Source organism: Micromonospora mangrovicola, from assembly GCF_047200535.1.
Classification (GTDB): Bacteria; Actinomycetota; Actinomycetes; order Mycobacteriales; family Micromonosporaceae; genus Micromonospora.
The window spans coordinates 76,283-95,898 of the sequence record NZ_JBJZOG010000014.1 but is presented as its reverse complement, the minus strand read 5'-3'; the positions used below and the strand labels follow the sequence as shown (position 1 = coordinate 95,898).

The window sequence follows — 19,616 nt, the reverse complement described above, 5'->3', positions numbered from 1 at the left end:
TGATCGGAGTGTGCGGTGCGGGCGAGTGGTCTTCGCAGGTGGTGGGGGATCGTCGGGTCGGCGGCGGCGGCGGCGGGCGCGGCGATTCTCCTGGCCGCCGGCCCGGCCCTGGCCGCGGAACCGGCCGGTGGGGCGACGGTGGCGGCCGGCGCGGTGGAGTGGGTGGTGGCGGACTTCGCGGGCCGGGCCGGGTATCCGGGGATCGCCGTGGCGATCACCAAGGGGGACCGGGTGCTGCACGTCGGGGGTTACGGTCACGACTCCTCAGGGGCGGCGGTGACCGCGACGACCCCGATGCCGGTCGCGTCGGTCAGCAAGTCGTTCACCGCGCTGGCGGTGCTGCAGCTGGTCGAGGCGGGGAGGGTGGAGCTGGACGCGCCGGTGCGCCGGTACCTGCCGGACTTCCGGGTCGACGACGCCCGCGGGCCGCGGATCACGGTGCGGGAGCTGCTGAACCAGACCTCCGGGATCACCGACCGCACCCTGCGGGAGAAGAGCCTGCCGCAGCCCGACTCGCTGGAGGCCGCGCAGCAGCGGGCGCGGGTGGCCACCCTGGCGACCGATCCCGGCACCGGCTACGCGTACACGAACACGAACTACCACCTGGCGGCGCGGCTGGTCGAGGTCGTCTCCGGCCGGCCGTTCGCCGACTATCTGCGGGACCGGGTGTTCGGGCCGGCGGGCATGCGGTCCACCGTCACCATCGACCAGACCCCGCGTGATCTGCCGAGGCAGGTGGCGAAGGGTCACCTGTTCGCGTACGGGATGACCGTCCCGGTGGCGGAGCCGAAGCGCTTCGTGGCCGGCTCCGACGGCGTGGTCAGCACCGCGCGGGACCTGGCGCAGTGGCTGATCCTGCAGAACCGCGACGGTGTCGCGGCCGGCGGCGCGCGCCTGGTCTCCGCGTCGAGCATCGCGGCCATGCACACCCCGCCGAACCCGCACCGCAGCTACGGCATGGGCTGGGAGCGCGACGACAACGGCTGGGCCCGGCACAACGGGGTGTGGTTCACCTACACCGCGAGCCAGCTGCTGCTGCCCTCCGGGCACGGCATCGCGGTGCTGGGCAACAGCGGTGTCGGCCTGGGCAACGAGGGCACCGATCAGCTGGCCGACGCCCTCGCGGAGCTGGTGACCGGCGGCACTCCGCGGGTGCCCGCGCCGGTGCGGCTGCTCGTCGACCTCGTCCTGGCCGGTCTGACCCTGGTCAGCGTGGCGCTCGGTGTGCGTAACCTGCGCCGTGGCGGTGCCTGGATACGCCGGTTCGCGGGCCGGCCGCGGTGGCGGCCGGTGCTGCGGCTGGTGCCCCGGCTGGTTCCCGCCGGGCTGCTGGTGGCGCTGCCCGGCCTGCTGGGCTCCGTGGTGGGCGGCGGGCGGGACGTCACGTTCCAGCAGCTGACGTACTACACGCCGCCGCTGGTCGGCTGGACGGCGGTCGCCGCGATCACGAACCTGAGCGTGGCGGTCACCCGGATCGCGGCGCTGACGCGGGTCCGGCGCGCCCCGGTCGGCGACGCCGCAGCCACGGAGACGGCCCCGGCCGAGCTCCCCGCCGGTTGATGACGACGATCCTGACGCGGGCGCGGGACAGGTGGCCGGCGCGCTCACCCCGTCTCGCTGCGGGCGTCGGTGGAGGCCACGCCGGCCGCGCGCCCGGGCGCCCGAAAGTCGCGGGCTGAGCCGGGTCAGCGCCCGTCCTGCCGGCCCGGCGCGCTGGGACGGGCGCGCAGGTGGGCGCGTTCGCCCTGGCGGCCGAAGAGGCTGAGGAACTCGACCGGTTCGGCGTCGGCGGCACCGAACCAGTGCGGCACCCGGGTGTCGAACTCGGCTGCCTCGCCGGGGGAGAGCACCAGGTCGTGTTCCCCGAGGACCACCCGCAGCCGCCCGTTGAGCACGTAGAGCCACTCGTAGCCCTCGTGGCTCTGCGGGTCCGGCTCGGTGCTTCGGCTGTCGCCCCGAAGGATCAGCTTGTACGCCTGGATGCCGCCGGCCCGGCGGGTCAGCGGCAGCATGGTCATCCCGTGCCGGGTGATCGGGCGCAGGTGGACGCGCGGATCGCCGGTGGGCGGGGCGTCGACGAGTTCGTCGAGGGTGACGCCGTGCGCCCGGGCGAGGGGCAGCAGCAGCTCGAGGGTGGGCCGCCGGGTGCCGGACTCCAGCCGGGAGAGGGTGCTCACCGAGATGCCGGTCGCCGTGGACAGCTCGGCGAGGGTGGTCGTGCGCTGCTGGCGCAGCGCGCGCAGTCGGGGTCCGACCGCGTCGAGGGTCTGGTCGAGGGCGTCGTCCATGCCCCGCAGTTTGCCACTTCGGCAACGATGTTTGCCACCGGACGCGACCGGCCGGATGGTGGCCGTGGGAGGTGGTCACGGTGACCGAAGAGCTCGGGAACGGGTACGACGTGGTGGTGGTCGGCGGCGGAGCGGCCGGGTTGAGCGGGGCGCTGACCCTGGCCCGGTCGCGGCGTTCGGTGGTCGTCCTCGACGCCGGCGCCCCGCGCAACGCCCCGGCCGCCGGGGTGCACGGGCTGCTCGCCCGGGAGGGGATGCCGCCGGCGGAACTGCTGGCCCGCGGCCGGGCGGAGGTCCGGGGGTACGGCGGCCAGGTGCTGCCCGGCGAGGTGGTGGCGGTGACCCGGGACGGCGACGGGCTCACGGTGACGCTCGCCGACGGCCGGGCGACCCGGGCCCGGCGGCTGCTGGTCGCCAGCGGCCTGGTGGACGAGCTGCCCGACGTCCCGGGGCTGCGCGAGCGGTGGGGCCGGGACGTGCTGCACTGCCCGTACTGCCACGGGTGGGAGGTCCGGGACCGCGCCGTCGGGGTGCTGGCCGGCGGGCCGATGTCGGTGCACCAGGCGCTGCTGTTCCGCCAGCTGAGCGCCGACGTCACCTACTTCGCCCACACCACCACGCTCGGGAAGGAGCCGGCCGAGCAGCTCGCCGCCCGGGGCATCCGGGTGGTGTCCGGCCAGGTCGCAGGGCTGGAGGTGGTCGAGGACCGCCTTACCGGGGTACGGCTGGCCGACGGCAGGCTGGTCCGGCGGGACGCCCTCGCGGTCGCGCCGCGGATGGTGGCGCGGGCCGGCTTCCTGGCGGCGCTCCGGTTGCGGGCGGTGGATCACCCGTCGGGGATGGGAGAGCACGTCCCCGCCGACCCGACCGGCCGCACCGAGGCGCCCGGGGTGTGGGTGGTGGGTAACGCCACCGACCCCGCCGCCCAGGTCGGCGCCGCCGCGGCGGCCGGCACGGTGGTGGCCGCCCAGATCAACGCCGACCTGGTCGGCGAGGAGACCCGCCGGGCGGTCGCCGCCCTCCGGGAGCCGTTCTCGCCCGGGACCGAGGCGCGGGTGGGTGAGCTGGTGGCGGGCGACCGCCGGCACGGGCTGTGAGCCGGGAATGGAGACGACAGGTGTCCGAAGAGTTCGACGAGGCGTACTGGGAGCAGCGCTACCAGCGGCACGGGCCGGGCCACCGGCGAGCGCCGAACCCGCACCTGGTGGCGGCGGTCGCGGACCGCCCGCCGGGCACCGCGCTGGACGCGGGGTGCGGCGAAGGGGTCGAGGCGGGCTGGCTCGCCGGGCGCGGCTGGCGGGTGACGGCGGTGGACATCGCCGCCACCGCCCTGCGGCACGCCCGCGAGCACGCCGCCGCCCTGGGCGCGGACGTGGCCGGCCGGATCGACTGGGTCCAGGCCGACCTGACCCGGTGGACGCCGGCGCAGGAGAGCTTCGACCTGGTGTGCTCCCACTACGTGCACCCGGCGGCGGCGGGCCCGGCGCCGCTGCGCCGGCTCGCGGCGGCGGTCGCCCCGGGCGGCACGCTGCTCGTCGTCGGCCACGCGCCGTCGTCGCCCGGCACCGCTGCGCCAGTCACCGTCGAGGAGGCCGTGGCCGGTCTCGACCCCGGGCGGTGGGACGTGACCGTCGCCGAGGTCAGCTCCCGGATGGCCGCCGCCCACCACGGTCACGAGGTCACTCTCCGCGACGCGGTCGTCCGCGCCCGCCGACGGCCCTGACCCCGGACACGTCCGGCCGTCCCAGGGGCGTCACCGGCACCGGACTCGGCGCCGGTCGTCGGTGACGGGGGGTTGACGCGACCTCCGGCAGGGTCGCAGCACGACGCCAGCCCCTCGTCCCGTCCCGGCCGTCCGAGGAGACTCCATGATCAGGACGATGCTCCGGCTCACCGCCCGCCCCGGATGCGAGTCCGTGATGGAGGTCGCGTGCCGGACGGTCGCCGGGCAGATCGCCGGGCTGGCCGGCAGCATCCGTCAGGACCTGCTGCGCGACGCCGCCGACCCGCTCGTGTTCGTCCTGGTCGCCGAGTGGTCCGACGAGGGCGCGCACCGCCGGTACCTGGCCGGACCGGTCGCCACGCGCTTCGTCGAGGCCGTTCGGCCGCTCTGCGCTGGGCCACCGGACCGGCGGGTGATGCGGGATGCCCCCACCGAGTCGACCATCTACGTGGACGTCGAGCTGACCGTGCCGCCCGACCGGCGCGCGGAGTTCCGGCGCGGATACGCCGAGGTCCTCACCCGGATGGCCGCGGTGCCCGGCTACCTGCGCGAGGAGTTGCTCTGCGAGCCCGGGTCGGACGTTCACCACATCTTCGCCGAATGGCGCGGCGAGGCGGAGTTCCACCGCTGGATCCGCAACCCGGCGCACGCGCAGGAGGAGGCCGGCCCGATCGCGCCGTTCCTCCTCGACATCCGGCGCCGGCTCTTCCACGCGGTGGCCGATCCGGGCAGCAGCCGACAACCGAGGACCGGCAGGGAGGCCGACGTGCACAGGACAACGGACGTACTCGTCGTCGGGGCGGGCCCCACCGGGCTCACCGCCGCCGTCGAACTGGCCCGGCGCGGCGTCGAGTGCCGGGTGATCGACAAGCTGGCCGCGCCGCCCGGGCAGGCCGACAAGGCGATCGGCGTGCACTGCCGCACGATGGAGCTCTGGGAGGAGCAGGGCATCGTCCGGGAGGCGATGGACGCCGGCGTCTGGCTCACCGGAAACATGGTGTTCGTCAACGGCGTCGAGACGCACCGGATGAGCTGGGAGCTGCCCGGGCTGCCGTACGCCCACCTCGGCCTGCCCCAGTACGAGACCGAGCGGCTGCTCACCCGGCGGCTGGCCACCCTCGGCGTACGCCCGCAGCGGGGGTCCGGGCTCATCTCGTTCAGCCAGGACGACGACGGCGTGTCCGCCGTGGTGGCCACCGCCGACGGCGGCACCGAAACGGTCCGCGCGAAGTACCTGGTCGGCTGCGACGGCGCGCACAGCCGGGTCCGGGAGCTGCTCGGGCTGACCTTCACCGGCGGGCTCGGCCGGTTCCCGCAGCTGTTCATGCTCGGCGACGTGGACGTCGACTGGGACATGCCGGAGGGGCACCTGCTCCGGTTCCTGCACGAGACCGACGGCCGGATGGACGGCATGCTGGTCTGCGTGCCGCTGCGCGGCGAGTCCCGGTACCGCGTCGCCACCCTCGCCCCGCCCCGGTTCTTCGCGCAGACCGGCGGCCAGGACGCCCCGCCCGGGTTCAGCGAGGAGCTGGCCGAGCCGACCCTGGCCGACGTGCAGGCCGCGCTCGACCACCTGGCCCCGCCCGGCACCCGGGCGTCGAACCTGCGCTGGTCCTCGGTGTTCCGGATCAGCCACGGCATCGTGGACCGCTACCGCGACGGCCGGGTGTTCGTGGCCGGCGACGCGGCGCACCTGCACCCGCCCGCGGGCGGTCAGGGCATGAACACCGGGATCCAGGACGCCTGGAACCTGGCCTGGAAGCTGGCCCTGGCGGTACGCGGGATCGCGGCGCCCGGCCTGCTGGACAGCTACGAGACCGAACGGCGGCCGGAGGGCGAGGAGATCGTCGGCCGGGCGGTACGGATGGCGTTCACCGACGAGCTGGACCGGGCGGACCTGGAGCGGCAGTTCCTCCAGGAGATGTCCATGCTGCTCAGCTACGCCGGCAGCCCGCTGGTGGGAGAGTCCGTCGTGGACCCCGACGCGCTGCGCACCGGCCCCGGGCCGGGCGACCGCGCACCCGACGTCGTCGGCCTGCGCCGGCGCGGGGTCGGGCACCCGCTGCGGCTGCGCGACCTGACCCGGGGCACCCGGCACACCCTGCTGGTCTACGCCGATGCCGCGGCCGACGAGAAGGCGCTGACCTCGGCGGCGGAGCTGTGCGTCGACGCGGGACGGCAGGCGGCCGGCGAACTGGACGCGTACCTGCTGCTCAGCCCGGACGCCCCCACGCCGCGCCTGCTCGCGCCGCCCGCGCTGGTGGACGCCGACGGGGCGTTCCGCGCCGCCTACGGCGTCGCAGGCGTCGCGCTCTACCTGGTCCGGCCGGACGGCCACGTCGCGTACCGCAGCCAGCCGGTCGACGGCGACGGCCTCCGCAAGCACCTGCACCTGGTCTTCGGCGGTGCCCGATGACCCGGATCCGTACCGTGCTCGCGATGCGCGCCCGGGAGGGCTGCGAGGAGCGCTTCGAGGCGGAGTGGCTCTCGGCGGCCGCGGAGATCCGGACGCTGGACGGTTGCCTGCACCAGGACCTGGTCCGCGACGCCGACGACCCGCGCAGCTACCTGATCATCAGTGACTGGGCCGACCGGGAACGGCTGGACGCCTTCGGCCGCAGCGCACACCGGGACCGGCTGCTGCGCATCATCCGCGAGCTGCGCGAGTCCGCCGACCGGCACACCTACCAGGTGCTGCACAGCGTCAGCGGCGAACCCGGGGAGTCGAGATGACCGAGGATCCCGTACCCGGCACGGAGCTGTACACCGACCAGTTCGCGGCCGACCCGTACCCCACCTTCGCGCGACTGCGGACCGACCGGCCGGTGTGTCCGGTCAGCGCCCGGTTCGACCAGTACCTGATCACCCGGTTGGACGACGCCCGGGTCGCGTTGACCGACCCCCGGCTCTCCAAGGATCTCTACGGCCCCGACCAGCACTACCTGCGGATCTTCGGGCCGAACTCGGCCGGGTTGAACCGGAACATGCTCAACTCCGACCCGCCGGAGCACACTCGGCTGCGCCGGATCGTGTCGCAGGCGTTCGCGCCCCGCCGGATCGAGGCGCTGCGACCCCGGGTGGCCCGGATCGTGGACGACCTGCTCGACAAGGTCGTCCCGCACGGGCGGGCCGAACTGATGCACGACTTCGCGATCCCGCTGCCGATGACGGTGATCTGCGAACTGCTCGGGATACCGCCCGTGGACCACGGCCGGGTTCTGGACTGGACCCAGGTGATCCGGACGTCCGGGTCGGCCGGTCGCAGCCCGGCGGAGGAACGGGCCGCGGTGCAGGACGCCCAGCTGCGGCTGCACCACTACCTCGCCGACCTGGTCCGGGCCAAGCGGGCACAGCCGGCCGACGACATGATCGGCGCGCTGATCGAGGCCTGCGACCAGGACGCGACGCTGTCCGAGGCGGAGGTCGTCGCCACCACGTTCCTGCTGCTGTTCGCCGGACACCAGACCACCGCCGACTTCATCGGCAACGCGATGCTCGCTTTGCTCACCCATCCCGATCAGCTGGAGCTGCTGCGCGCCACGCCGCAGCTGCTGCCGTCGGCGATCGAGGAGCTGCTCCGCTTCGACGGCCCGCTGCCGGTGGCCAGTCCACGGATCGCCGCGGAGGACGTCGAGTACCAGGGCGTGCAGATCCCGCAGGGCGCGGTCGTGGGCGTCGTGATCAACGCGGCGAACCACGACCCGGCGCACTTCACCGACCCGGACCGGCTGGACATCCGCCGGGTACGCGGCCCGCACCTCGGCTTCGGTCACGGCGTCCACTACTGCCTCGGGGTCTCGCTGGCCCGGATGGAGGCGCAGATCGGCCTCGGGGCGTTGCTACGCCGCCTGCCCGGGCTGCGGCTGGCCGTACCGCTCGCCGAGGTGCGCCGGCTGCCGGCGGCGTCACCGTTCCGGGGCCTGCTGGAGTTGCCGGTCACCTTCGCCGCCTGACGACCGTTTCCCGGCTCGTTCATCCGAATCCCACCAAGGAGCAGTCATGGTCTTCCGCAACGTGATCGTCTGTCACATGGTCCCCGGCAGCGAGGGCACCGTCGGCGACGTCTTCGGCTACTACGACCGGACCACCCGGCCGCAGGACCTCGGGGTCATCGGGCGGATCCTGCTCTCCCACCACGACCTCTACCTCCATGTCATCGAGCGCAGGCAGGACCCGAAGATCTCGGGGCAGACCCGCGGACTGCCCGCGTTCCAGAAGATCGCCGAGGCCATCGGGCCGTACGTGACGCCCTACCCGAGGTACTGGACGAACCCGTCCGACTCGGTCGCGAAGGAGTTCTACCGCTGGGCGCCGGAGGAGAGCGCGGACCCGGGGGACACCACGCTGACCGTGATCGTCCAGCGGATCAAGCCGGGGGCGGAGGCGGACGTGGCCCGGATCTTCGCCGAGTCCGACGCCGGCCCGCTCCCCACCGAACTCGGCGTCACCGCGCGCTTCCTCTATTCGATCGACGACGTCTTCGTGCACCTGGTCGAGCAGGACGCGTCGATCGCCGAGAGCCTCCGGCACAACCACCGCAAACCGGCCTTCGGCAAGCTGATGGCGGAACTCGCCCCGTACGTCGAGCCGTACCGGCCGGAGAGCTGGCGGGGCCCGCAGGACTCGCTGGCCACCGTGTTCTACCGCTGGCGGGCCGAGGACTGACGACCCGGCGCCACCCCGCACCCGTCCGGTGCGGGGTCAGCCCGTCGCGTTCGGCCGTCCGGCTCGTCGGCGGTTGACGCGTACACCGGGCGACACGGCGCCTCCCGACACCGGGCGGGTCCGGGTGCCGACGAACGGCGCTACGCGGAGCGCGCGGCCCGGATGATGGCGACGAAGCGCCTCAGGGAGAGGAAGAAGTAGGCGCCGGACAGCGTGCTCAGTGTCGCGGGCACGGAGATCAGCGGCCAGTCCAGGGACTCGGGGTGGGTGATCCCCCGGTTGAGCAGCAGCATGACCAGGGCGCCCACGACGCAGAGCATCCCGACGATGGCCGCCAGCGCCCCCAACGTGATCACGTCGTCCCGCGGCCCGACCGCCGCCCGCACTTTGCTGCCCCGCCACAGCCCGGAGAATGCTCCGCCGAGGCACAGCACGACGCCGATCGTCGCGATCGACAACCCCAGGATCAACATCGGTGGGTGATGCACCCACGGCCCCTTCGGCCCGCTGAGCAGGGCGTACGCCCAACTGAAGGCGAGCAGCGGGAGCACGTAGACCGCCAGCAGCGACAGCCGGTTCGCGCTGAGTCGCAGCGTCGCGTCGTTGTAGGCACGGGCCACCTCCCCGGGCGGCCCCCACTCGGCGACGGCGCGGCGCGCGGCCGCCTCGCGGTCGGGGCAGTCCGCCAGGTTGCCCTCGGTGGCACACTCCAGACCGTCCATGACCTCTTCGAGGATCGCGGACCGCCGCGAGTGCGGCCCGACCAGGTGCTGGGCCAGCCGGTCGCTGTAGCGCTGCAGGACCGCGGCCGCCATCACGCCTCGGTCTTCAGGACGCCGGAGATGACCGAGGACTCCCACTGCCACGCCTCGCGCCTGTCCGCCAAGGCGCGGCGCCCCTTGCCGGTCAGGAAGTAGTTGCGGCGGCGCCGGCCGTTGTGCCGGGACCACTCGCTGCCGATCAGCCCGGCGGCCTCCAGCCGGTGCAGCGCGGGATAGACGGTGCCGGTCGGCAGGTTGATCGCCTCGCCGCTGCGCCGCTTGAGCTCTTCGATGACGGCGTAACCATGTAGCTGTCCGGGCTCGAGCACAGACAGAAGCATCCCTTCCAGGTTGCCTCTCAGGGTCTCTGCCTTCATATCTCACGATGCTACACATCGGCGCCGGGTCGGGGCGTGGGCCGAGGCCGCCCGCCCACCCCACACCGAGCCGCGCCGGCCCCGGAAGGACCCCTCATCTCGGGGCGGCCGGCACCCCTACCCCCACCGCCCGGCCTACTCTCAGCGCCAGCCACCCGCCCCTGCACGAACGGCCACGCCCGGGACCCGCCGGGCGGAAGGCCGGACACCGCGGGGCCGGCGCGCCCGCCGGCGGTGGCCGGGACCGGCACGGTGCGGCCCGGGAGGAGATGGCGCCTCCGGTCGCCGGCGAGGAGATCGGTGCCCGTCGGGCCGGGCACTCCCTGCGCCCGCCACCGTCCGTCCGCGACCCGTTTCGGATTGTTGTTGCGGTCGTCGGCGGCCACTCGCTATCTTGAGGCAAGATATTATGTGTCGCTACACAATAGCGTTGCTACAGGAGGTTCGAGACCCGTGGAGCGGATGACGCGCTGGGTGCTCGCTCATCGGTGGCTGGTGGTCCTCGCCTGGGTGGCCCTCACCCTCCTCGGGGGCGCCACGACGGGCAGCACCATCGACCGACTGACCTACGAGGCACGCCTGCCGGACCGGCCGAGCCAGGAGGCGAACGACGCCTTTGCCCAGCAGTTCAACCGCACCGGCGGACGCAACGCTCCGTTGCTGCTCGTGGTGACCGTGCCGCAGGGCACGACCGTCGACAGCCCCGCGGTGCGCCAGGAGTGGGACGCGCTCGTGCAGGGCGTCACGCCGCAGGGGGGTCGGAGCGCCTCCTACCTGAACCCTGGCGGCGACTCTCTCGTCTCGGCGGACCGGCGCACCACCGTGGCGCTGCTCTATCCGCCGGCCAACCCCACCAACGCGCCCTACGACCACCTGCTGCCGGCCATCACCGAGAAGGTCGCCAAGACCACGGTCGCGGGCGCCCAGGTCGAGCTGACCGGGCAACCCGTCCTCTCCGGCCGTAACAGCGGCGCTCCGCCCAGCCCGATCTACGAGACGCTCATCGGCGCCCTGGGCGCGTTGGTGGTGCTGATCCTCGTCTTCGCCAGCGGCCTGGCCATCGTGCCGGTGCTGATGGCGGTGGCCGCCATCCCCACGACGTTCCTGCTGGTGCGGGGCGTCACCGGGGTCACCGACGTGTCGTTCATCGTCCAGTTCCTGGTAGCCCTGATCGGCCTGGGGGTGGCCATCGACTACGCGTTGCTCGTGGTCACCCGCTGGCGGGAGGAACGGAACAAGCCGGGGGCCGACGGCCTCGAACCCGAGGCGCGCCGTGAGGCGGTCGTCCGCGCCATCGCCAGCGCCGGCCGGGCGGTCGCGCTCAGCGGCGCCACGGTGGCGATCTCGCTCGCCGCGCTCGTCGTCCTGCCCGTGCCCTTCCTCCGCAGCGTCGGGTATGCCGGCCTGTTCATCCCCCTGGTGAGCGTGGCCGTCGCCCTCACCCTGCTGCCGGTCCTGCTGTTCTCCTGGGGCGACAAGCTCGACCGGCCGCGCCGCCGGCACCGGCCGGACAGCCGGCTGTGGAGCCGGCTCGCCGGGGTGACCACCCGGCACCCGGTTCTCTCGGCGCTGATCAGTGGCGCACTCCTGGTGGCCCTGGCCGCTCCCGTGCTCGCACTGCGGCTGGGTGCGCCGGAGACCACGACGCTCGCCGAGGGCGGGGCCCCCGCCCGGGCCTTCGACAGGATCGTCGACGCGGGCTTCGGTGAGGGCATCGCGCGCCCCGCCGAGGTGATCGTCGGAGCCGACGCCGCGGACGCCATGGGTGGCCGGCTCGGTGGCCTCGACGGCGTCGCGGGAGTCGTCGCCCCGACGGACTGGGCCGGCGGCGGGAACCGGATTGTCGACGTGTGGACCACCGACGACCCGTCGAGCAACTCCGGCCGTGACGCGATGTCCGCGGTGCTGGACACCGCCCGTGAGACTCCGGGAGCCCTTGCCGGCGGCGGTCCCGCGCTGGACATCGACTTCATCGACGCGGTCTACGGCTCGTTCGGGCTTATCCTGATCTTCGTCGCCCTGCTCACCTTCATCGTGCTGGCCCGGACGCTGCGTTCCGTGGTCCTGCCGCTGAAGGCGCTGGTGCTCAACGCGCTGTCCACCTGCGCGGCGTACGGGGTGATCGTCCTCGTCTGGCAGAAGGGGTACGGCAGCGAGCTGCTGTTCGACACCCCGGCCATCGGGGCGGTGACCATCTGGATTCCGATGGCCGTCTTCGCGTTCCTCTTCGGACTGTCCATGGACTACGAGGTGTTCATCCTCCATCGGATCCGCGAGACCCATCTCGAACTGGCCGCCGACGGCGAGCAGGACACGGTGGTGCCCTCGGTCGTCATGGGCATCAGCCGCACCGGGCGGCTTGTCACCTCCGCGGCGTTCATTCTGTTCCTCGCGTTCACCGCGCTGTCCAACATCCCGGTCACCGACGTCCGGGTGTTCGCCACCGCCCTGGCGGCAGGAATCATCATCGACGCCACCGTGGTCCGGGGCTTCCTGACTCCGGCGCTCGTCACCCTCCTCGGGCGGTCGAACTGGTGGTTCCCACGCTCCTTGGGTCGGCTGCTTGTCACCCCCCGGGCAGGCACCCGGCCCGAGGTCACCACCCCGCTCACCGCGGAGCGTGCCGCGGCCGATCAGGTAGCCGGATAGACGCCCGTCGGGCGAGTCCGGGACCGGCCGCCGGGATGTGGCCGGTCCCGGCGCCGAGGCGTGGCGGGCAGGTGGTGCCGACGCCTGGGCGGACCTCTGCGCCGCGGCTTATGCGTACTTTTTCCGTGCTTCATCACCATCCGCCACAGTGGAGACAGGACCTGGTGCCACGGTGCGCCGTCCGAGACTCGATGACTGCGGAAGGGAAGCCGACAGTGTCAAAACAGAGGCCGAGCTACGACGTGGTGATCCTCGGGTCAGGCATCGCTGGATCCACTCTCGGTGCCGTGCTGGCCCGCTCCGGTGCCAAGGTACTGCTTGCCGACGCAGCCACCCACCCGAGGTTCGCGGTCGGAGAGTCGATGATCCCGCAGCTCGTCTCGTGGCTGCAGATGCTCGCCGAGCGCTACGACGTGCCCGAGTTCCACGCGCTCTGCGACGCGACCACGATCAACGAGCAGATCAGCAACACCTTCGGGCAGAAGCGGCACTTCGGGTTCATGCTGCACCGACCGGGGGAGGAGCCCGACCCCAGGGAGTCCAACCAGTTCGTCATCCCCGACGAGTTGAGTTCCTCCTGCCACCTCTACCGGCAGGACTGCGACGCGTACCTGTTCCGTGCCGCGGTCAAGTACGGTTGCGAGTCGCGCCAGCAGTGGCGGGTGTCCGGCATCATCCTCGACCACGACGGGGTCACCCTGACCGGCGTCGACGGGCACGAGGTCAGGGCCCGTTACCTGGTGGATGCGAGCGGCTTCCGGTCACCCCTGGCGGATCACCTGCAGCTGCGCGAGGAGCCTTGCCGCTTCCTGCACCACTCCCGCTCGCTGTTCACCCACATGGTCGGCGTCCAGCCCTTCGACGAGATCGTGCCGGCCGCGCCGCAGGACCAGCCGCCCGTGCCCTGGCACGACGGCACCATGCACCACCTGTTCGAGCGGGGCTGGTTCTGGATCATCCCGTTCGACAACCACAAGCTGTCGCGCAACCCGGTGTGCAGCGTGGGTGTCACCCTCGACCCGCGGCTGTACCCCAGGCCCGAGGACATCAGCCCGGAGGAGGAGTTCGCCCGCCTGGCGAACCGGTTCCCGGCCGTCGCACGGCAGCTCGAGGGCGCCCGGAAGGTTCGGGAGTGGGTGTCCACCGGGCGGTTGCAGTACTCGTCCCGGCAGACCGTGGGACGGCGCTGGTGCCTCATGTCGCACGCGGCGGGGTTCCTCGACCCCCTGTACTCGCGCGGCATGTCCAACACCATGGAGGTGATCGCCGCCCTGGCCCCGCGACTGCTGGACGCGCTGGCTGACGAAGACTTCGACGAGGAGCGGTTCCGGTACGTCGAGGAACTCGAGCAGGGCCTGCTCGATTACAACGACATCCTCGTCAACTGCTCGTTCATCGCGTTCTCGCACTATCGCCTCTGGGATGCCGTGTTCCGGGTCTGGGGTTGTGGTACCACTCCGGGCACGTTGCGCATCAACAAGGCGCTGCGCACCTATCGCGCGACCCGCGACGCGAGCCTCTTCGACACTTTGGAGAAGGTTCCGCACGTCGGGCTCTGGTGGCCCGACAGCGATGCCTTCAAGGCGGTGCTCGACGGGACGGCGGAGGCGTGCGCCCGCTACGAGTCGAAGGAGATTGACGGCGACACCGCAGCCGACATCATCCTCCGGCTCGTTCAGCAATCCGAGGCGGTACCCCCGGACTTCGGCTGGAAGGACCCGGAGAAGCGCTTCATCTTCCCGGACCGTCGGCAGATGATGGACTTCCTGCGATGGGCGGCCACTTCGCCGCTGCCGGAGTTGAGTTCGCTCGGCGGCGAGAGCCTCGACGCGATTCTCAAGGCGAACGCCGCGGCCGGAAGCAGGTGACTGCGATGCCCGTACGCGATGGGGCGGCAACGGTCCAGGAGGCCAACAAGGCTCTCGCCCGGTACTGGTTCGACCAGGGCTGGACCCGAGGCAATGTGGATGTGGCCGACCGGATTTTCGCGCCCGAGTTCGAGCTCGGCGGCGTGCGGGTCGGGCCGGAGGGGCCCAAGCAGAGCGTACGGCGTCGGCACGCCGCCTTCGCAGACCTGACGGTGCGGGTCGGTGTCCAGGTGGCCGAGGGCCCGTGGGTGGCCACCTGGTTCACCACCCGGGCGAGACACGTACGGGAGTTCGCCGGGGTGCCCGCCACCGGGCGGTCGATCGTCTCGGAGGGTATGCAGTTGTGGCGCGTGGAGAACGGCCTGGTGATGGAGGATCGGAACGTCTTCGATCTGTGGCAGGTCGTGCGTCAACTGCGCGGAGAGAGCGCCGGCTGATCGGACGATGATCGGAATTTACACACCGGTTCGGCCGCCCTCCGGCGATCTCTCACGCAACATTCGAGATGATCCGCCAGAGGGTGGTTGCCGCGTGTCGATCCATTGCGCGCCGGCGACGAATGCGCGCCGCAGGTGCCCGTTGATTCTTACCGCATCGCGGTCAGGAGCTGGTGCAGACGAGGTTTTTCTCGTACGCGAATATGACGACGTGCACCCGGTTGCGCAGCCCGAGCTTCTCCATTATTCTCTGAATGTGGGATTTGACGGTGCTCTGACTGAGTGTCAGCTCCGCGGAGATCTCCGCATTGCTGAATCCACGCGTCATGAGTTCAAATACCTTGATCTCGCGCTCGGTGAGCAGGCCCAGTGGAGAGTCGCTGGGTCTCTGGCGCGCCATCGGGATGAGCATGGATCGGCCGGTTGCGATGATGCGGACCGCGGCGATGAGCTCTTCCGAGGTGCTGCTGCAGGGCAGTACCCCCTTGACTCCCGCTTCCAGGGCCTGACTCGCCGTCTCGGCGGCGTTGCTGGTCAGGACGAGCACGTTGGGGGCCGGATGAGGTGGTGGCTGGTGTCGCGAGAGGGTGGCCACGCTCCGGACCCCGTCGGCGGGATCCGTGTGGGTATTGACGATGAGGATGTCAGGTGGCATTTCCTGATATCGGGCCGCCGCGGCGTCGACGTTCCCGGCCACCCCGACCACATGCAGGTCAGGATCGCCCTCAAGAATGGTACGCAGTCCGGTCAGAGAGATGGGATGTGGGTCGATCAGTAGGATGCTGATGCGTGTCGAGCCAGACATGTACTCCCCCGGGGATGCATGAGACAGCGCAGACTTCGTACACAGGATAGAGTGACCGACGCCGATCTGTTCCACGTCGGCGTTTATCCCATATTGGCGAGTTCCTTTAGGCTGCCAATGGTGGTTTTAAATTGTCCTGTCTAATTTTGCGTGCTTTCTGATAATGGCCCTCGACGTCCTAGGTCTGACGTCGGGAGCCTCGTCGGGCAGGACGGTTCGTGGCGGGCGGGCGGGGACGCCGGCCTGCGCCACCACCGGGTGCCTGCTCCGGGGCACCGCCCGCCCCGCCCCGCCCGCCCCGCCCCGCCCGGCCCGGCCGCGCCCGGGCCGGCCCGCGCCCCGGGCCGGGCGGTTCACGGGTCGTGCTGCGCGGTGGCGACCGGCCGGGGCGCGGTGCCGGCCGGTGCCGCGCCGTGCGGCCCGGCCGCCGGCGGTGAGTGCCCCCGGTCGCCGGCGGTGAGTGCCCCCGGTCGCCGCCCGGGTCACCGGTCGCGCCACCGCCCGGACTCCGGCCGGACCCGCCGAACCTCCGCCGTTCCGCCCTGCCGCCGCCCGAGCGACCCGCCGGGCGCCGCAGGCGGTCGGTGCCCGGGTCGCCGCCGGGCACCGGCCGCCGATGGATGGTGCGGGTCAGAGCTTGCGGCCGATCAGCGCGGTCGTCGCGGCGGGCAGCGGGCAGCACCCCGTCACCGTGAAGCCGACGTCGGCCAGCCAGGACCGGCACTCGGACGGCGTGAACCCGGTCGCCTGTGCGGACTGCATCATCATGATGATGCTGAGCACGAGATTGTCCGTGCCGGCCCGCGCGTCGTCGAGCATCGTGTCGTACACGATGACCGCGCCCCCGTCGTTGACCGCGGCGTAGGTCCTGCGGAGCAGCTCCCGGCGTCGTTCCACCGGCCAGTCGTGCAGGACGCTGCCGATTATCACGACGTCCGCCGCGGGCAGGTCGTCGGTGAAGAAGTCGCCGCCCAGGAAGCGGACCCGGCCCCGGACTCCGCGCCCGGTGACGAGCTCGTCGAAGTACGGCTCCATCGCCGGGCGGTCGAGCACCGTTCCGGTGAGGTGGGGATGCGCCGCGGCGAGGTGTGCGGCCAGGTTGCCGCGGGCCCCGCCCAGGTCGCTGAACGTGGCGTACCGGGTCCAGTCGAACACGCGCACCAACTCGGTCGCCACCGCCCCGCTGAAGCCGTCCATCGCCGACAGGAAGAGCCGCAGTCGCGCCCGGTCATGGAAGATCCGGGTGAACGGCACCTCCCCGCCCTCGCCCTGCCCCCCGGCGGTTCCGCCGCGGAGCAACCCGATCAGCGCCTTCTGATCGGCGCCGATCAGATCGATCGTCATCCGCAGGAAGCCGCCCACGAAGGCGTCTCCGCCCGGAATCAGGTACCGGGCCGCCGCCGGGCTGTTGCGGTAACGGTCACCCGTACGTCGCAACAGCCCGAGCGCGGCCAGCGCGTCGAGGAAGTCCCGGGTCGCCCGGGGATGCAGGTCCAGTCGTTCCCGCAGCTCCTCCGCGCTGAGCGACTTCTCGCCCAGCGTGGCGAAGACGCCCAGGTCGAGTGCCACGGTGACGAGCTTGCTCCGGACGAAGGACCAGCCCACGAACATGACGTCGAACGGGTCCTCCAACGCGGACTCCACGGGGGAGTCGAGCCGAGCGGCGTCGGCCTGGGTGCTGAATCCGTGCAGTGTCATCCCCGGCAACCTCTCCTCGGACGGGTGTGCACCTGCTGGCTGCGCCTGGACGGTCACCGCGGGTGGCTCTCCAGATGCGCGGGGACGCTCCGGCGCCCACCGATGCGGGCCCGCAGCCACAGCTCCACCGGCCGCTCGTACAGCTTGTACAGCAGTCCGCTGACCGTGGTGGCGACGACCAGGGCGAGCAGGGCCCACCAGAGGTTCGACCAGCTCTCCTCGGCCGGGCGCAGGTAGAACTGGAAGATGCTCCTCTTGGCGTAGACGCGGGACGCGATCTCGAAGAGCACGGTGAAGTGCAGCAGGTAGAAGGCGTACGACCACTGGCCGAGCGCGACCATCGGCGCGGTCTTCAGCCAGGACCGGCCGCCGGCCAGATCCCGGGTGGCGACCGCGACCACCACCAGGGCGTACAGCGGCGCGGTGACCTGGGCGAGCGCGTCGTAGACGACTGCCGAGCGCCAGGTCTCGTCCCGCAGCAGCCACAGCCCGAACATCCCGGCGGCCAGCAGCGTGGTGGCCGCCCACACCGAGACCGACGAGCGCCAGCCGCGACGCACGGCCGCTGCCGCCACCATGCCGAGGAGGAACTCCCAGACCCGGGCGATCGGGGAGTAGTTGCCGAAGATCAGGCCCTCCACGCCGTTGAAGGACGGTCGCGCCTGGGGCGGGTAGGCGTCCCACAGCCAGATCCGGATGCCCCAGGCGACCACCACCAGGGCGACCGCCGCCCAGCCGAGCCAGCGCAGGGAACGCCGCAAAGTGAACTTCGCCAGGAACGGGAACAGGGCGTAGAAGAACGCCTCGCACGTCAGCGACCAGGTGACCGGATTCGTCCCGCCGAGGATCCAGTTCGGAATCCACGCCTGGTAGAGCAGAATTGCGGAAATAGCGATCAGCACCAGTTCCTCGGTCTGGCCCTCTGGCATGTCCGGCAATTGCAGGAAGAGCGGGACCAGCACGCCGACGAGCAGCACCGGCCAGATGCGGGCGAATCGTCGACCGTAGAAGGCGCCGGCCCGGTCGCTGGCCGTGTGGGTCCAGGTCAGCACGAAACCGGAGAGCACGAAGAAGAACGTGACCCCGGAGGAGCCCAGCACGAAGACGTCGCGCGTGTGCGGGATCGGCAGCAGCCTGCTGACGTGCGACAGGAAGACCCCGAAGGCCGCGATCCAGCGCAGCCCGGTGAGGGATTCCAGCCGGGGTCCGGGGCCGGCCAGGTCGGCGGTGGGCGACGGTTCTTGTCTCTGGAGGGAGGAGGTCATGGCAGCGACACCAGCCATTCGACGGCTCGGGAAAGGGGGGCGGGTGCATTCCGGAAGCGGCACTGCGGAATGCGACGGTGGCGCCGGGTGTTCGCGCTCGATCGGCGCCTACCATCCATCGGAATTCCACCAGCGCCGCATAAATCTCGCGTCAAGGCCGAGTGAAGCGGGCCTGGTCGCGCTTTTTCCTTACTGGTCCGAATTCGAGCCGACCGCTAAGCTGAATCGGTCATGCTTGGATCGCCCGACAGATTCGGGGAATGTCATGCGACGATTTCCGTACGGCACGGCCATGGTGACCGGGGCGTCGAGCGGTATCGGCGAGGGATTCGCCCAACTGCTCGCCCGGCAGAACGTGCACCTCGTCCTCGTCGCCCGGCGGGGTGACCGGCTGAAGCAACTCGCCGAGGAGTTGGCGTCGCGGCACGCGGTCCGCGCCGAGGTGATGCAGCTCGACCTCACCGACGAGACCCAGCTCCGCGCGGCCGAGGAGCGTCTGGCCGATCCGGAACGTCCGATCGAGCTGCTCGTGAACAACGCCGGGTCGAGCGGGTCCGGCGAGTTCGCCGATCTGCCGCCGGAACGTGAGCTGCACACGGCGATGCTGAATGCGGTGGTCCCCATGCGACTGTCGCGGGCCTGCCTGCCGGGCATGATCGCCCGGCGCGCCGGCGGGATCGTCAACGTCTCCTCGCTCGTCGCGGTCCTGCCCAAGCCCCGCTCCGCGACCTACGCCGCGTCCAAAGCCTTCCTCTCCTCCTTCGGCGAGAGCGTGGCCATGGAGGTCGCCAAGTACGGGGTGCACGTGACGACCGTGCACACCGGTCTGACCCGCTCCGAGTTCCACGCCGCCGCCGGCGTCGCGCCGGACACCCTGCCGAAGATCAACTGGCTGACCCCGGAGCAGGTCGCGGACGCCGGGCTCCGGGCCGTCGCCGCCGGCCGGCCCGCCGCGGTGCCGGGGATGGCGTACCGGATCCGGTTGCCGCTCATGCGGGCGATGCCCCGGTCGATCGTGCGGACCGTCATCCGACGCGTGCACCGTGCCTGAGCCGAAGCTCCCGCGACCGCCGTCGCGCT

Annotated in this window: 17 protein-coding genes; 11 read left to right on the top strand and 6 right to left on the bottom strand. The window is 71.9% G+C overall.

Features of this window, described 5'->3' with window-relative positions; all coding sequences use genetic code 11:
• Positions 1–15: 15 nt before the first annotated feature.
• Positions 16–1,560, top strand: coding sequence for a serine hydrolase domain-containing protein (locus tag ACL02O_RS08800; RefSeq protein WP_412817489.1), 1,545 nt, complete (start codon positions 16–18; stop codon positions 1,558–1,560).
• Between the two features lie 125 nt (positions 1,561–1,685).
• Here the strand turns inward: ACL02O_RS08800 and ACL02O_RS08795 are convergent, their stop codons facing one another.
• The gene (locus ACL02O_RS08795; RefSeq protein WP_412817488.1) at positions 1,686–2,288 is read right to left on the bottom strand and encodes a helix-turn-helix domain-containing protein; all 603 of its coding nucleotides are present in this window, start codon (positions 2,286–2,288) and stop codon (positions 1,686–1,688) included.
• A gap of 80 nt (positions 2,289–2,368) precedes the next feature.
• On the opposite strand from ACL02O_RS08795, the gene ACL02O_RS08790 reads away from it, so the two are divergent.
• The 6 genes from ACL02O_RS08790 (at position 2,369) to ACL02O_RS08765 (ending at position 8,676) form a co-directional block, all read left to right on the top strand.
• Positions 2,369–3,385 carry an NAD(P)/FAD-dependent oxidoreductase gene (locus ACL02O_RS08790; protein WP_412817487.1) on the top strand — a complete coding sequence of 339 codons (1,017 nt, stop codon included), beginning with the start codon at positions 2,369–2,371 and terminating at the stop codon, positions 3,383–3,385.
• A 20-nt stretch (positions 3,386–3,405) separates the two neighbouring features.
• Positions 3,406–4,011, top strand: coding sequence for a class I SAM-dependent methyltransferase (locus ACL02O_RS08785; RefSeq protein WP_412817486.1), 606 nt, complete (start codon positions 3,406–3,408; stop codon positions 4,009–4,011).
• Between the two features lie 145 nt (positions 4,012–4,156).
• Entirely contained in the window at positions 4,157–6,427 is a 2,271-nt protein-coding gene (locus tag ACL02O_RS08780) for an FAD-dependent monooxygenase (RefSeq protein WP_412817485.1), read from the top strand.
• Positions 6,424–6,744, top strand: coding sequence for a putative quinol monooxygenase (locus tag ACL02O_RS08775; RefSeq protein WP_412817484.1), 321 nt, complete (start codon positions 6,424–6,426; stop codon positions 6,742–6,744). Before ACL02O_RS08780 ends, ACL02O_RS08775 begins: the two co-directional genes overlap by 4 nt.
• Positions 6,741–7,964 (top strand): cytochrome P450 family protein, encoded by a 1,224-nt coding sequence (locus tag ACL02O_RS08770; RefSeq protein ID WP_412817483.1) that lies wholly within the window; start codon positions 6,741–6,743, stop codon positions 7,962–7,964. Before ACL02O_RS08775 ends, ACL02O_RS08770 begins: the two co-directional genes overlap by 4 nt.
• Before the next feature lie 46 nt (positions 7,965–8,010).
• Complete coding sequence (locus ACL02O_RS08765; RefSeq protein ID WP_412817482.1) at positions 8,011–8,676, top strand: TcmI family type II polyketide cyclase; 666 nt, start codon at positions 8,011–8,013, stop codon at positions 8,674–8,676.
• Between the two features lie 140 nt (positions 8,677–8,816).
• On the opposite strand, the gene ACL02O_RS08760 is transcribed toward ACL02O_RS08765, so the two are convergent.
• Both ACL02O_RS08760 and ACL02O_RS08755 read right to left on the bottom strand, forming a co-directional pair.
• Positions 8,817–9,491 (bottom strand): hypothetical protein, encoded by a 675-nt coding sequence (locus tag ACL02O_RS08760; protein ID WP_412817481.1) that lies wholly within the window; start codon positions 9,489–9,491, stop codon positions 8,817–8,819.
• A complete protein-coding gene (locus tag ACL02O_RS08755; protein ID WP_412817480.1) occupies positions 9,491–9,766 on the bottom strand; it encodes a PadR family transcriptional regulator in 276 nt (91 codons plus the stop codon). The genes ACL02O_RS08760 and ACL02O_RS08755 overlap by 1 nt, the downstream gene beginning before the upstream one ends.
• Before the next feature lie 510 nt (positions 9,767–10,276).
• Here ACL02O_RS08755 and ACL02O_RS08750 point away from each other — a divergent pair.
• From ACL02O_RS08750 to ACL02O_RS08740, 3 genes are all read left to right on the top strand, one after another.
• Complete coding sequence (locus ACL02O_RS08750; RefSeq protein WP_412817498.1) at positions 10,277–12,463, top strand: MMPL family transporter; 2,187 nt, start codon at positions 10,277–10,279, stop codon at positions 12,461–12,463.
• A gap of 215 nt (positions 12,464–12,678) precedes the next feature.
• Complete coding sequence (locus ACL02O_RS08745) at positions 12,679–14,331, top strand: NAD(P)/FAD-dependent oxidoreductase (RefSeq protein WP_412817479.1); 1,653 nt, start codon at positions 12,679–12,681, stop codon at positions 14,329–14,331.
• 5 nt (positions 14,332–14,336) lie between these two features.
• Complete coding sequence (locus ACL02O_RS08740) at positions 14,337–14,768, top strand: ester cyclase (RefSeq protein ID WP_412817478.1); 432 nt, start codon at positions 14,337–14,339, stop codon at positions 14,766–14,768.
• 163 nt (positions 14,769–14,931) lie between these two features.
• Here ACL02O_RS08740 and ACL02O_RS08735 read toward each other — a convergent pair whose 3' ends face one another.
• The 3 genes from ACL02O_RS08735 to ACL02O_RS08725 form a co-directional block, all read right to left on the bottom strand.
• Complete coding sequence (locus ACL02O_RS08735) at positions 14,932–15,648, bottom strand: response regulator transcription factor (protein WP_412817477.1); 717 nt, start codon at positions 15,646–15,648, stop codon at positions 14,932–14,934.
• 555 nt (positions 15,649–16,203) lie between these two features.
• A complete protein-coding gene (locus tag ACL02O_RS08730) occupies positions 16,204–17,271 on the bottom strand; it encodes a methyltransferase (RefSeq protein WP_412817476.1) in 1,068 nt (355 codons plus the stop codon).
• Positions 17,272–17,324: 53 nt separating this feature from the next.
• A complete protein-coding gene (locus ACL02O_RS08725; RefSeq protein ID WP_412817475.1) occupies positions 17,325–18,536 on the bottom strand; it encodes an acyltransferase family protein in 1,212 nt (403 codons plus the stop codon).
• A gap of 265 nt (positions 18,537–18,801) precedes the next feature.
• Between ACL02O_RS08725 and ACL02O_RS08720 the strand changes: the two genes are divergently transcribed.
• Positions 18,802–19,587 carry an SDR family NAD(P)-dependent oxidoreductase gene (locus ACL02O_RS08720; RefSeq protein ID WP_412817474.1) on the top strand — a complete coding sequence of 262 codons (786 nt, stop codon included), beginning with the start codon at positions 18,802–18,804 and terminating at the stop codon, positions 19,585–19,587.
• Positions 19,588–19,616: the final 29 nt, after the last annotated feature.